The sequence below is a fragment of the Mesorhizobium sp. M7A.F.Ca.CA.002.04.1.1 genome (assembly GCF_004022805.1).
In the GTDB taxonomy this organism is placed as follows: Bacteria; Pseudomonadota; Alphaproteobacteria; order Rhizobiales; family Rhizobiaceae; genus Mesorhizobium; species Mesorhizobium ciceri.
In genome coordinates, this window is the sequence record NZ_RZPL01000066.1 from 1 (window position 1) to 13,042 (window position 13,042).

At 63.5% G+C, this 13,042-nt stretch carries 12 protein-coding genes and 1 pseudogene; 2 read left to right on the forward strand and 11 right to left on the reverse strand.

The features are described from left to right. Positions 1 to 414: endonuclease/exonuclease/phosphatase family protein (locus ENZ75_RS05805; RefSeq protein WP_348630603.1), on the forward strand; the 414-nt coding region annotated here is incomplete at its 5' end. Beyond that, positions 411 to 1,256 carry an EamA family transporter gene (locus ENZ75_RS05810; protein WP_013529691.1) on the forward strand — a complete coding sequence of 282 codons (846 nt, stop codon included), beginning with the start codon at positions 411 to 413 and terminating at the stop codon, positions 1,254 to 1,256. The genes ENZ75_RS05805 and ENZ75_RS05810, both read left to right, overlap by 4 nt. Before the next feature lie 8 nt (positions 1,257 to 1,264). Here ENZ75_RS05810 and ENZ75_RS05815 read toward each other — a convergent pair whose 3' ends face one another. The 11 genes and pseudogenes from ENZ75_RS05815 to ENZ75_RS35720 all read right to left on the reverse strand — a co-directional run. Next, entirely contained in the window at positions 1,265 to 2,482 is a 1,218-nt protein-coding gene (locus ENZ75_RS05815; protein ID WP_024502755.1) for an MFS transporter, read from the reverse strand. Positions 2,483 to 2,645: 163 nt separating this feature from the next. Continuing rightward, on the reverse strand, positions 2,646 to 2,954 hold the full coding sequence (locus tag ENZ75_RS05820) for a Dabb family protein (protein WP_063168958.1): 309 nt from the start codon (positions 2,952 to 2,954) through the stop codon (positions 2,646 to 2,648). A 17-nt stretch (positions 2,955 to 2,971) separates the two neighbouring features. After that, on the reverse strand, positions 2,972 to 4,600 hold the full coding sequence (locus ENZ75_RS05825; protein ID WP_063170331.1) for a GMC family oxidoreductase N-terminal domain-containing protein: 1,629 nt from the start codon (positions 4,598 to 4,600) through the stop codon (positions 2,972 to 2,974). A gap of 12 nt (positions 4,601 to 4,612) precedes the next feature. Continuing rightward, positions 4,613 to 5,371: a 3-ketoacyl-ACP reductase gene (locus ENZ75_RS05830; protein WP_013529695.1), complete on the reverse strand. Its 759-nt coding sequence runs from the start codon at positions 5,369 to 5,371 to the stop codon at positions 4,613 to 4,615. Continuing rightward, complete coding sequence (locus tag ENZ75_RS05835; protein WP_063168957.1) at positions 5,368 to 6,870, reverse strand: GMC family oxidoreductase; 1,503 nt, start codon at positions 6,868 to 6,870, stop codon at positions 5,368 to 5,370. The genes ENZ75_RS05830 and ENZ75_RS05835 overlap by 4 nt, the downstream gene beginning before the upstream one ends. A gap of 88 nt (positions 6,871 to 6,958) precedes the next feature. Beyond that, on the reverse strand, positions 6,959 to 8,074 hold the full coding sequence (locus ENZ75_RS05845; protein ID WP_013529698.1) for an ABC transporter ATP-binding protein: 1,116 nt from the start codon (positions 8,072 to 8,074) through the stop codon (positions 6,959 to 6,961). A gap of 4 nt (positions 8,075 to 8,078) precedes the next feature. Further along, entirely contained in the window at positions 8,079 to 9,023 is a 945-nt protein-coding gene (locus tag ENZ75_RS05850) for a carbohydrate ABC transporter permease (RefSeq protein ID WP_027161386.1), read from the reverse strand. Then, positions 9,020 to 9,976 carry a sugar ABC transporter permease gene (locus ENZ75_RS05855; RefSeq protein ID WP_063168956.1) on the reverse strand — a complete coding sequence of 319 codons (957 nt, stop codon included), beginning with the start codon at positions 9,974 to 9,976 and terminating at the stop codon, positions 9,020 to 9,022. Before ENZ75_RS05855 ends, ENZ75_RS05850 begins: the two co-directional genes overlap by 4 nt. Before the next feature lie 104 nt (positions 9,977 to 10,080). Further along, entirely contained in the window at positions 10,081 to 11,334 is a 1,254-nt protein-coding gene (locus tag ENZ75_RS05860; RefSeq protein ID WP_013529701.1) for an ABC transporter substrate-binding protein, read from the reverse strand. Positions 11,335 to 11,391: 57 nt separating this feature from the next. Next, positions 11,392 to 12,903 (reverse strand): aldehyde dehydrogenase family protein, encoded by a 1,512-nt coding sequence (locus tag ENZ75_RS05865; RefSeq protein WP_063168955.1) that lies wholly within the window; start codon positions 12,901 to 12,903, stop codon positions 11,392 to 11,394. A gap of 9 nt (positions 12,904 to 12,912) precedes the next feature. Continuing rightward, a pseudogene (locus ENZ75_RS35720) lies at positions 12,913 to 13,042 on the reverse strand (enoyl-CoA hydratase/isomerase family protein); the annotation flags it as partial.

The window sequence follows — 13,042 nt, forward strand, 5'->3', positions numbered from 1 at the left end:
TCCGACGGCGGGCCGTGGAGCGGCGTCGACGACGAGCCCACGCGCAACTGGACCAGCGGCGAAGCGGAGCCGGAAAACCCGCTGGCGGCGATCTGGATGGGCGATTTCAACATGGAGCCGGGCAGCGCCGAATATCGCCGCATCGTCGGCAGCACGCCCTACCATCGGGGTGCCGCCTATCTCAGCGGTTTCGTCGATGCCGCCGCCGTTGCCGGGGAGCCAGTTCCGGACTTCCACACCCATGTGAAGACCATCGACGGCAGATTGGCAAAGCGCCGGCTCGACCATTGCTTCGTCGGCGGCATGTTCGCCGGGCGGGTGCGTTCGATCTGTGCCGATATCGACGAGGTTGCGTCGGATCATTTTCCGTTGCGGGTCGACATCGACCTGGAAACGCCCGGCATTGCCACATGACGCTTTTCGTCTTTTTCGCAGTGCTTGCCGCCGCCGCCATGCACGCGATCTGGAACGCGCTGGTCAAGGTCCATCTCGACCGCTTCCTGTCGATCACGCTGATGACGCTCGGCATGGGCGCGGCGGCACTCGTGGTGCTGCCCTTCGTCGAAGTGCCGAAGGCGGAGGTGTGGCCCTACATCATCGCCTCCGTCATTTTCCACATGGGCTACCGCACCTTCCTGATCGGCGCCTACAAGGCCGGCGATTTCGCCCAGACTTATCCGCTGGCGCGGGGCACCGCACCTCTGCTCTCGGCCTTTGGCGGCATGTTCGTCGTTGCCGAGATTCCCGGCCCGTTCGCCATGCTCGGCATCTTCCTGTTGTCGGCCGGCACGCTGGTGATGTCGTTTCGTGGCGGCGCACATCTGGAAAAACTCAATCTGCGCGCGGTTGGCTTCGCACTGGGCACTTCCATCTTCATTGCCAGTTACACGCTGTCCGACGGCAGCGGCGCACGGCTGGCGGCAACCGCGCAGAGCTATGCAGCCTGGCTGTTCATCTGCGATGCTTTTGGCGCCTTGGTGCTGTGCCTCATCTTCCGCGGGCCGAAGGCGCTGCCGGTGTTGGCGCGCGACTGGAAGGCAGGGCTGTTCACGGGCGTGCTCAGCGGCGCCGCCTACTGGATCGTCATGTGGGCGATGACCAAGGCGCCGATCGCCTCCGTGGCCTCGCTGCGCGAAACCTCGATCCTGTTTGCCATGATGATCTCGGTCTTCGCTCTCGGCGAAAAAATGACCGGCTGGCGCGGTGCCGCCGCGCTCAGCATCGTCGCCGGTGTCGTTGCGCTCAGGCTCGGCTGATTTCGACCCTAATTGAGTACGGTCATCAACTGGCCACGTCGTTCCGGACTGAAACGGATGACGACGATGATGCAGATGGCGACCACGCCTGCGAACAGCGCCAGGGCATAGCCATAGCTGCCTCCGGCGCTTTCCGCGATTCCTGCCTGATAGGGGCCGCCATAGGACGCGGCGAGATTGCCCGCCTGATAGATAAAGCCGGGCAAGGTCGCCCGCACCGCCCCGGGCGAAAGCTCGTTGAGGTGCACGGGGATGACGCCCCAGGCGCCCTGGACCGCGACCTGCATGACGAAGGCGCCGATGGCGAGCATGAACGGCGTGGTCGAGTAGGCCCATAGCGGGATCGACGGCAAGGCGATCAGGCAGGCCAGCGTGATGGCGTTGACGCGGCCGATCTTTTCGGACAGCGCGCCGAATGCCAGGCCGCCGACGATGGCGCCGATATTGGCGACGATGGTGATCCAGCTCACCGTATGCGGATCGAAGCCGTGCTGCTTCTTCAGGAAGGTCGGGTAGAGGTCCTGCGTGCCATGACTGAAGAAATTGAAGAACATCATCAGCACGACGGCATAGAGCGCGACACCCCAGTGTTTCTGCAGGGTTTCCCACATGCCCGGTCGAGCCGTCTTCTGCGCTTCGACGAAGGCCGGCGATTCCGGCACATGCGAGCGGATGAAGAGCACAATCAGCGCCGGCACGAAGCTGAGCAGGAACATGGCGCGCCAGCCGATCGTGTAGCCGCCGATCGTCTGCTGATAGAGCAGGCCATAGACCACCGCCGCCAGCAGATAGCCGGCCGGATAGCCGCATTGCAGGATGCCGGAGACCATGCCGCGTGCGCTCGGCGGAATGGATTCCATGGCCAGCGAACTGCCAAGCCCCCATTCGCCGCCCATGGCGATGCCGAACAGCGCGCGCAGGGCGAGGAAGATGCCGAGATTGGGTGAGAAGGCGGCCAGCGCGCCGATCACCGAATAGCTCACGATGTTGAGCATGAGGATCGGCTTGCGCCCGTACTTGTCGGCAAGCATGCCGAAGAAGAACGCGCCGATGAAGCGTGTGGCCAAGGTCAGGAACAGCGCCTTGGAGACCGCGGGCACGTCGGCGTGGAATTCGGTCGCGATATCGGTGAGCAGGAATGTCAGAAGGAAGAAATCGAAAGCATCGAGCGTCCAGCCCAGGAACGAGGCGAGGACGGTCTTCTTCTGCTGCGAATTAAGGGGCAAATCTTCCTCCTCCACCATCATCGATGTGAGGAATTATCAGCCAGTTCAGGGAAGACCGGTGGTCACTTTTTCGCGCGGCTCATTTGATCGAACGCCCCTGAGGTGCGATGAGGAGCGACCGGTGCCATCTGTCGATGAACTCGATCGTGGCTTGATGGTGAGTCTAGATTTCGAGATCAAACACCATCAGCCCGTCCGTGCCGCCTTCCAGGGCAGCGACCAGGCGTGCGCCGGCGCGCTGGTGCGCTTCATGCGCAAGATAGGCATCGCGCGCGGCAGCATCGCGGAAGTCGATGGTGAAGCCATGGGTGAAGCCGCGTGCGAACGGCTCGGGGCTGACATTGGCGCTGAATTTTACGGCGTCCATGCCGTCGATCAGCTGTCGCAGCGCCTCGAGATCGGCATGGACCGCCGTGCGCTCGGTAGCGGCGACATCATTGCGAAATCTAGCGAAAACACAGTGCCTGATCATGTCTTGCTCCTCAGCGGCTAAGCAGCCCGGTTTCCGGAAAACACCGCCGGCGGCAGCGGCTCGCGGCCGAGGACCAGATCGGCTCCTTTTTCACCGACCATCATTGTCGGCGCATTGGTGTTGGATGAAGGCACGCGCGGCATCACCGAGGCGTCGCAAACGCGCAGGCCCTCGATGCCGCGCAACCGCAGATCCGGTGTCACCACGGCCATGTCGTCATGGCCCATGCGGCAGGTGCCAACCGGGTGATGGTCGGTTTTGGAGGTGCGGCAGGCATAGTCGAACAGCTCGTCGTCGCTGGCGAGCGACGGCCCGGGCAGCACTTCGCGCAGCACGTAAGGGGCAAGCGCCTTCTGTCGCATGATCTGGCGCGCCAGTCGCAGCCCCTTGATCGACATGGCGCGGTCATAGGGATCGGACCAGTAGTTCGGATCGATCAGCGGGTGGTCGGACGGGTCGGCACTCTTCAGCCGCACCGTGCCGCGTGAGCGCGGCCGCAGGAAGGCCGAGTTCAGGGTGACACCTGGATTGTTCAGCTTCTCGACGCCGGCCTCGATGCCGGATCCCAAGCCGAGATGGAACTGAATGTCGGGCGAGGCGGCGGTCGGGTCGGCGTACCAGAAGCCGCCGGTCTCGAACAGGCTGGAGGCCACCGGGCCTTTCTTCAGCAGCAGATATTGCAGACCGGCCCAGGCCGTGCGGTGCAGCTTGGCGTAGTTGTCATAGGTGTGATCGCCGGTGCATTCGGCGATGACGAACAAATCGAGATGGTCCTGCATGTTGGAGCCGACGCCGGGCAGGTCATGCACCGGCGTGACGCCGACTGACTTCAGATGGTCTGCGGGGCCGATCCCCGACTGCATCAGGAGCTTCGGCGAGCCGATGGCGCCGGACGAGACGATCACCTCGCGCTCGGCGCGCAGGATTTTCTTGTCGCCGCCCGGCCTGTCGACCACCTCGACGCCGATAGCGCGACCGTTCTCGACGACGATGCGCGTCACCAGCACATCGGTTCGGAGGGTCAGGTTCTTGCGGCTGCGGATCGGCTTCAAATAAGCGACCGAGGCGGAGGAGCGTCGGGCATCCTTCTGGGTCAACTGGTAGTAGCCGACGCCTTCCTGGGCAGCGCCGTTGAAGTCCGGGTTGAAGGGGATGCCCATCTCCTGGCCGGCACGGAAATAGGCCTCGCAGATAGGCAGCGGCGAAATCGGGTTGGACACGCCGAGCGGGCCCTGGTCGCCATGAAAGTCGTTGGCGTAGCGCTGGTTGTTTTCGGCGCGCTTGAAATAGGGCAGCACGTCGCGATAGCCCCAGCCGGCGAGGCCTTCTTCCTTCTCCCAGGCGTCGTAGTCGCGGGCATTGCCGCGCGTGTAGATCTGCGCGTTGATGGACGAGCCGCCGCCGACGACCTTGGCCTGCGTGTACCAGAAGACGCGGTCCTTCATGTGCTTTTGCGGCACGGTCGACCAACCCCAGGAAGCAATGCCTTTGGTCATCTTGGCGAAGCCCGCCGGCATGTGGATGTAGGGGTGCCAGTCCTTGCCGCCGGCTTCCAGCAGCAGGACCGAATTGCTGGGATCTTCGCTCAGCCGGTTGGCCATAACGCAGCCGGCAGGACCGGCGCCCACGATGATATAGTCAGTCATTTCCTGATCCATTCATAGCCGTGGCACCGAGAGCGCGCCGTCGACATTGATGATCGAGCCGGTCGAAAAGCCGAGCTTGCCGCCGGCGAGCGTCGCCACCACCGCGCCGATGTCCGATGCTTCGCCCCAGCGTTTGGCCGGAACCAGGCCGCCGTCGATAAGGGCGTCATATTTGGCGGTCACGCCTGAGGTCATGTCGGTGCGGATGATGCCGGGCCGGACTTCGAAGACGCCGATGTTTTCAGGCGCAAGCCGCAACGCCAGGTTCTTCACCCACATCGAAAGCCCGGCCTTCGAGATGCAGTAGTCCGGCCGTTCCGGCGACGCCATTTCAGCACTGACCGAGGTGATGGTGATGATGGATCTCTGATCGCCTGGCGCAGCCAGCATCGCCTTGGCGACAGCCTGGCTGAGGAAGACGGTGCCGCGCAGGTTGATGCCCAGCGTGCGGTCGAAATTCTCCGGCTTGAGGTCCAAGAGGTCACCGCGCACCACGGCGCCGACGCCGGCATTGTTGACCAGGCAGTCGATGCGGCCGAAGGCGCGCATCGCGGCATCGACAAGTGCTGTATGGGTGTCGAGGTCCGCGATGTCGCACCTGACATAGGCGAATTTTGCGCCACGCTTGGCGATGTCGGGGGCAAGTCCGTCGGCGGCTGTTTCGGCAAGGTCGGCGACCAGAATATCGAAGCCGGCATCCGCCAGTGCCTGGGCGCAGGCGAGGCCGATGCCGCGCGCGCCGCCGGTGACGATAGCGGCGGGGCGGGTCATGCGGCGAGGTCCGTCTTGCGGATGTGGTCAGCAACGCGCAGCGCTTGGGCTGCAATCGACAGCGCTGGGTTGACCGCCGCCGAGTTCGGCAGGAAACCGGCGTCGACGACGAACAGGTTCCGGTGGTCGAAGGAGCGGCAGTAGGGGTCGAGCGCCGCCGTCGCCGGATCGTCGCCCATCTTGATCGTGCCGCATTGATGCGACGGCGTGCGCTTGTCGAAGGGGCGCGACAGCACGATGGGATAGCCGCAGGCGCGGAAGTTTTCGCGCATTACCTTGTTCAGCCCGTCGAGCGACTGCATGTTGGAGCGCCGCCACTGCATGACGATGTCCTTGCCGTCGACCATGATGCGGCTTTCCGGGTCGGGCAGGTCTTCGCACATCAGGTACCAGTCGACGGCGTGGCCGGCCATGAAGTCGAGCGCGAATCCCGGCGTGTACTTGACATTGGCCCGCAGCATGTTGCCGTCGATCTTGCCGAGCAGTTGGACGTTCCCCAGCGGCTTACCGCCCTTGCCGTCGGACAGATAGTAGTCGTTGAGCATCAGCGTCTTCTGGTAGACGGCATCGTTGCGGCGGCGCGGATCGATCGCCAGCATGGCGCTGGAATTGTGGTTCATGAAATTGCGCCCGACCTGATCGGAGCGGTTGGCAAGACCATTGCCATCGGCCGAAGGCGAGCGCAGCAGGATGACGGCGGAATTGACCGCGCCAGCGGAGAGGATGACCAGTTTCGGCGCCACCTTTTTCAGCTCACCATTCTGCCGATAGTGGATGGCAGCAATGGTTTTGCCGTCGGTCGATGCCTCCAGGTACTCGACATAACAGCCGGTCTCGAGCCGGATGTTGGTGTCCTTCAGGGCCGCCGTCAGCGGTCCTGTCTGCGCGTCGACCTTGCCCTGGCCGGTGTTGGGAAACGCGTCCCAGCCGGTCTTGCCCTCTTTCAGCCAGGTGTCGATGTCGACGCCGAGCGGCAGCGAGGCCGGATGCAGGCCGAGGTTTTTCAGCTCGGCGCGGGCGCGGGCGATCGGCGCCTCGTCGGGCACCGGCTTGTAGGCGTAGGGGATCGAATGGAACGGCTCGGTCGGATCCTCGCCCAGTGCACCGCGCACGCGAAACAGCTGTTCGGCTTTCGAATACCAGGGCTCGAATTCCTCATAGGAGAACGGCCATGCCGGCGAGACCCCGCCAAAGTGCTCCATGGCGGCGAAATCTTCCTTGCGGTAGCGGATCAGCACCGCGCCATAGAACTTCGAATTGCCGCCGACATAATAATAATTGCCGGGGTTGAAGGCGGCGCCGCCGGCCTCACGCCACATCTCCTTCGGCCTATAATGGCCGTCGACGAAGATCGAGCGCGTGTCGCGCGCGTGCGGCGTCGCCGGCAACGGCTCGCCGCGCTCGAGCATCAAGATCGAGGCGCCGCTGCCGGCAAGGCCGGAAGCGATCGTGGCGCCGCCGATGCCGGAGCCGATGATGACGATGTCCGGATTTCTCATGGCCTAAATCGCGTCCCGACGCGCTTTAGTTTTTTGTTTTGATGCATGTCGTTGCCCCAAAACCGGATCCACTTTTGGGCGACATACATTAGCGAATACGGGTCTCGGTCGCCGGATCGAAGAACACCGCCTTTGTCAGGTTGAAGGCGAGCGGCGTGTTGGTGCCCGGCTGAATGTTGGCGTCGGCGCGCAGCCGCGCCACCACGCCCTTGCCGCCGAGATTGGTGACGGCGAAGGTGTCCGAACCTGCCGGCTCGACGACCTCGATGTGACAGTCCGCGGTTGCGATGTGCGAGGCGTTGCGCTCGGCACCTTCCGGATCGGTCAGGGCTTCGGGACGGACACCGAAGATGATCGGCTTGCCCTGGAATGCCGACAGGCCCGCCGGCGCATTGGCCATCGGCAGGTTGATCGGCTCGCGCGCCTCGCGCTGCAGCACGACGGACAACGCATTGCCTGACGTACCGATCGTCGCCGGGATCAGGTTCATCGCCGGCGAGCCCATGAAGTCGGCGACGAAGAGATTGCTCGGGTTGTTGTAGATTTCGGCCGGCGTGCCGAACTGCTGCACCTCGCCATCCCGCATGACCGCGATCTTGGTCGCCAGCGTCATCGCCTCGATCTGGTCGTGGGTGACGTAGACGATGGTGGTGCCGGTGGTGGCATGCAGGCGCTTGATCTCGATGCGCATGTCGACGCGCAGCTTGGCGTCGAGGTTGGACAAAGGCTCGTCGAAAAGGAACAGTTTGGGGTCGCGCACCAGCGCCCGGCCCATGGCGACGCGCTGGCGCTGGCCGCCCGAAAGCTGGCTCGGCTTGCGCTGCAAGAGGTGGCCGATCTGCAGCACCTTGGCCACCTTGTCGATCGCCTTCTGGCGCTCCGCCGCCGGCACGCCGCGCATCTCCATGCCGAAGGAGATGTTTCCGGCCACCGTCATGTTCGGGTAGAGCGCATAGCTCTGGAACACCATGGCGATGTCGCGCTTGGAGGGGTGCAGATCGTTGATGGCGCGGCCGTCGACCCGGATTTCGCCCGAGGTGATCGTCTCCAGGCCGGCGATGGTGTTGAGCAAAGTGGACTTGCCGCAGCCGGAAGGGCCGACCAGCACCAGGAAACCGCCTTTCTCGAGCTCGACATCGATCCCTTTCAGGATCTCGACCTGGCCGAAGCGCTTTCTCAGACCATCAATTTCCAGAAAAGCCATCAGATCATCCTTTGACGGCGCCAGCCATGAGACCGCGCACGAAGTAGCGGCCGGCGAGCACATAGACGAGAAGGGTGGGCAGTGCCGCGATCATCGCGGCGGCCATGTTGACGTTGTATTCGACGACGCCGGTCGAGGTGTTGACGACGTTGTTGAGCGCCACCGTCATCGGCATCGCGTCGCCGGTGCCGGCGTAAGCCGAGGCGAACAGGAAGTCGTTCCAGATGTTGGTGAACTGGTAGATGACGGTGACGACGAAAATCGGCATCGAGTTCGGCAGCATGATGCGGCGGAATATCTGGAAGAAGGAGGCGCCGTCGACCTGTGCCGCCTTGACCAGTTCGGTCGGAAACGCCTCGTAGTAGTTGCGGAAGAACAGCGTGGTGAAGCCGATGCCGTAGACGACGTGGACGAAGACCAGGTTGACCGTCGGGTTGCCGAGACCGAAGCTCGTTCCGACCGAGTTCTGCAGTGTGACGCCGAAGCGGCCGAGGCTGCCGAGGATGGTCGCCATCGGCAACAGCACCGACTGGAACGGAATGAAGCAGGCAAACAGCATCAGCCCGAACACCAGCGTTGCGCCGCGGAAACGCCATTTCGTCAGCACGTAGCCGTTCAGCGCGCCCAGCATGGTCGAGATCAGAACGGCCGGAACCACCATCTTGATGGAGTTCCAGAAATAGCCCTTGATGCCGGCGCAGGTGAGGCCGACGCAGGTCTCGCCCCACGCCTTCAGCCACGGGTCGAAGGTCGGCGCCTTGGGCAGCGCCAGCATGTTGCCGTTCTGGATCTCGTCCATGGTCTTGAACGAGGTCACCAGCATGACGAACAGCGGCATCAGGTAAAACAGCGCAAACAGCGCCAGCAGCCCGTAGATGACGATGCGGTTGAGGGTCTTGACGTTGACGCCGCCGGAGGCCTGGCGGGCGGGAGTGGTGACGGCGCTCATCGCGGCTTCTCCCGCAGTTCCGAATAGAGATAGGGCACGATGATGGCGACGATGGTCATCAGCATGATCACCGCACTGGCCGAGCCGACGGCCATTTCGTTGCGCTTGAACGTGTACTCATACATGAAGTTGGACGGCAGCCACGCCGAGCCGCCGGGCCCGCCGCTGGTCAGTGCGACCACGAGATCGTAGGACTTGATGGCGAGGTGCGCGAGCACGATGAAGGCCGACAGGAAGATCGGCCGCAGCAGCGGGATGACGATGCGGCGATAGAGCTGGAAGTTGGTGGCGCCGTCGATCTGCGCCGCCTTCATGATCTCGCCGTCGATGCCGCGCAGGCCGGCCAGGAACATCGCCATGATGAAGCCGGAGGCCTGCCAGACGCCGGCAATGACCACCGTGTAGATGACGAAATCCTTATTCTTGATCCAGTCGAAATGGAAGCTCGTCCAACCCCATTGATGCAAGGTCTGCTCGAGACCGAGGCCGGGATCGAGGAACCATTTCCAGGCGACGCCGGTGACGATGAAGGACAGCGCCATCGGATAGAGATAGATCGGCCTCAACACGCCTTCGCCGCGGATCTTCTGGTCGAGCAGGATGGCCAGGAACAGGCCGAGCGCCAGGCAGATTGCGATGTAGAGGAAACCGAAAATACCCATATTGGTGATCGACGTGTACCAGCTCGACGGCGGGTCTGTGTCGAAGGTCCAGCCCCACAGCCGCTGATAGGCGCGCGAGCCGGTTAGGACATAGGACGGGAAGGTCTTGGAATTGGTGAAGGACAGATAGATCGTCCACAGGATGAAGCCGTAGACGAAGACGATGGTGATGGCGAAGCTCGGCGCCAGCACGATCTTCGGCAATGCGTCCTGCAGGCGCGAGCGCACCGAGGCGCGTGGCCGCGCATGCTCCGGCGTCAGCTTGATCTGGCTTGTCGCTACCGTGCTCATGGGGCTCCTCCCGTCGACTCGCGGCCAACCAGCTTCGCGGATCTATGTTCGCGGATCTGGGCCTTCCCCGCCGGAGCGGGGAAGGCGTTTTTGGCGCGTGGCGCTTACTTGGCGTCGTCGATCGCCTTGACCAGCTCGGTCACGGCTTCGTCCGAGGTCTTGATCTGACCATGGACGAACTTCGAAACGACGTCCTTGTAGGCATTGGCGACTGCCGGAGGCGCGCCATAACCCTGGGCCAGCGAGCCGAACAGCGTGCCGCCTTCATTGGCTGCCTTCAGGTCGGCGATGCCCTTCTTGCCGCAAGCGTCGAAGTCGGTGTCCGGAACGTCGGTACGGGCCGGAACCGAACCCTTGACGACGTTGAAGGCCGACTGGAAGCTCTTCGACAGGGTGGCGGTGGCCAGTGCGACCTGGGCGGCCTTGCGGTCGTCGGGAACATTGAACATGCCGAACATGTCGGAGTTGTAGATCACCGAGCCGTCGGTGCCCGGGAAGCGATAGCACAGGAAGTCGGTGCCCGGGGTCTTGTTGGCGGCGTGGAACTCGCCCTTCGCCCAGTCGCCCATGACCTGCACCAGGGCATCGCCCTTGATGACCATGGCGGTGGCAAGGTTCCAGTCGCGGCCCGAGAAGTTGGGGTCGACATAGGTGACGAGCTTGGCCAGATTGTCGAACGACTTCTTCATCGTGTCGGACTTCAGGGACTCGTCATCGAGGTCGTTGAAGGCCTTCTTGTAGAACTCGGGTCCGCCGGTCGACAGCACGACGGAGTCGAACATGGTGGCTTCCTGCCAGTTCTGGCCGCCGAGAGCGAGCGGGATCACGCCTGCCGCCTTGGCCTTGTCGAGCAGGGCAACGAAGTCGTCGAAGGTCTTCGGCTCGGTGCCGCCGATCTTGTCCAGGACGGCCTTGTTGATCCACAGCCAGTTGACCGAGTGAACGTTGACCGGCGCCGCGACCCACTTGCCGTCATAGACCGAAAACTTCTGCAGGGCTGCCGGAACGGACTTGTCCCAGCCTTCCTTCTTCGCCGTTTCGGTCAGGTCGCCCATGACGCCGGCGGCTGCATAGTCGAGCACGGTGTAGCCGAGCATCTGCGAGGCGGTCGGATAATTGCCGGCCGCGACCATCGCCTTCAGCGCGGTCATGGCGGCATCGCCGCCGCCGCCGGCCACCGGCACGTCCTTCCAGGCATAGCCTTCCTTGGCCAGATCACCCTTGAGGACGTTGAGAGCAGCCGCTTCGCCGCCCGAGGTCCACCAATGCAGCATCTGGACTTCCTTGACGTCCTCGGCGTGGGCCGCGAAAGCCAGGCCCGACGCGAGAGCCGTTCCGATAAGCAGTTTGCGCAACATGTACTTCCTCCCTTGTTGCATTACACGACCGGCGGATGCCGCCGGGTTCTTCTCAACTCAGCCGACCCACCACCCGGTGCGCTGGCCGCGATGAAACTGGATTGTCTTTTCCTCGGTATAATCCTCGACGGCGCGTTTGCCGAGTTCGCGTCCGAGACCGGACTGCTTGTAGCCTCCGAAAGGCAGCTCGGGATAACCTTCCATGAACGTGTTCACCCAAACGGTTCCCGAACGCACGCCGCGCGCGACCGACATGCAAGTGTCGATGCTGGCGCTCCACACGCCTGCCGACAAACCATAGGGCGTGTTGTTGGCGATGTGCAACGCCTTTTCAATCGATTCAAAAGTCAGCACCGAGAGCACCGGGCCGAACACTTCCTCGCGCGCTATGGCCATGTCCTCGGTGACGCCGCGGATGATGGTGGGATCGAGGTATTGACCGATATTGGAGGCCAATTGCTTGCCTCCGCTGTAGATGCTGCTGCCCTCGGTCGCGGCTGCCGCAACGTAACCGGCAACCTTGGCCAAATGGTCGGACGAGATCATCGCGCCGACCTTGGTTTGGTCATCGAGCGGATCGCCGACCGTGACCCTGGCGGCAAGCGCCTTGACGGCGCTGAGAAAATCGTCGGCGATCGCCTCGTGCACGATCAGCCGGCTGCCGGCATTGCAGCACTCGCCGGCATTGAAGAAGCCGCCGAACACCGCCGCATCGGCGGCCGCTTCGAGGTCGGCGTCCTGGAAGACGATCTGGCCGTTCTTGCCGCCGAGCTCCATCGAGACTTTCTTCAGCGACTGCGCGGCGGATGCCATCGTCATCTTGCCGACGCGGGTGGAGCCGGTGAACGAGACCATTTCGACCAGCGGGTGGCTGACCATCGGCGCACCGACATCGGCGCCAAGTCCGGCCAGGATATTGACGACGCCGGCGGGCAGGCCGGCCTGCATCAGGATGTCGCCGAGCACGAAGGTCGAGGCCGAGGTCATTTCGCTCGGCTTGACCACCGCCGTGCAGCCGGCGGCGAGCGCGAAGGGCAGTTTCTGGCTGACGATCAGGAACGGGAAATTCCACGGGGTGATGATCGAGACGACGCCGATCGGTTCGCGCAGGACGACACCCAGCATGGCGTCGCCGAGATTGGCGTAGGTTTCACCATGCAGGGTGCGGGCAAGCGAGGCGGCATAGCGCCAGATGTCGACGGCGCCGCCGATCTCGCCGCGTGCCTGGGCGATCGGTTTGCCCGATTCCAGTGCGTCGAGCCGGGCGATGTCTTCCAGCCGGCCCTCGATCAGATCAGCTGCCTTGAGCAGGATCCCGGCACGTTCGGCCGCCTTCATGCGCGGCCATGGACCCGTTTCGAAAGCCCTGTGGGCGGCAAGCACAGCGGCTTCCACTTCGGCCTCACCGGCCTGCGCATAGTGCGAGACGGTGAAGCCGTGGCCGGGGCTGTTTCGAGCAATCGTGCGGCCGTCGCGGGCATCGACATGCTTGCCGTTGATCAGCAGCTTGTAGCCTTTCGGGGCTTCGGCCGCCTCGGCCGGCATGGCGATCTTCAGGGGTGCGTTCATATGTTTGCTCTAGGATCTCGAAAAGGCCGGCTTCTGCTTGGCCTTGAAGGCATCGACGCCGGCCTTCAGATCGCCGGTCAGGGCGATGAAGCCGCTGGCCAGCGCTTCGGTGGCGGCGGCACTTTCCTCGCCTTCGGCG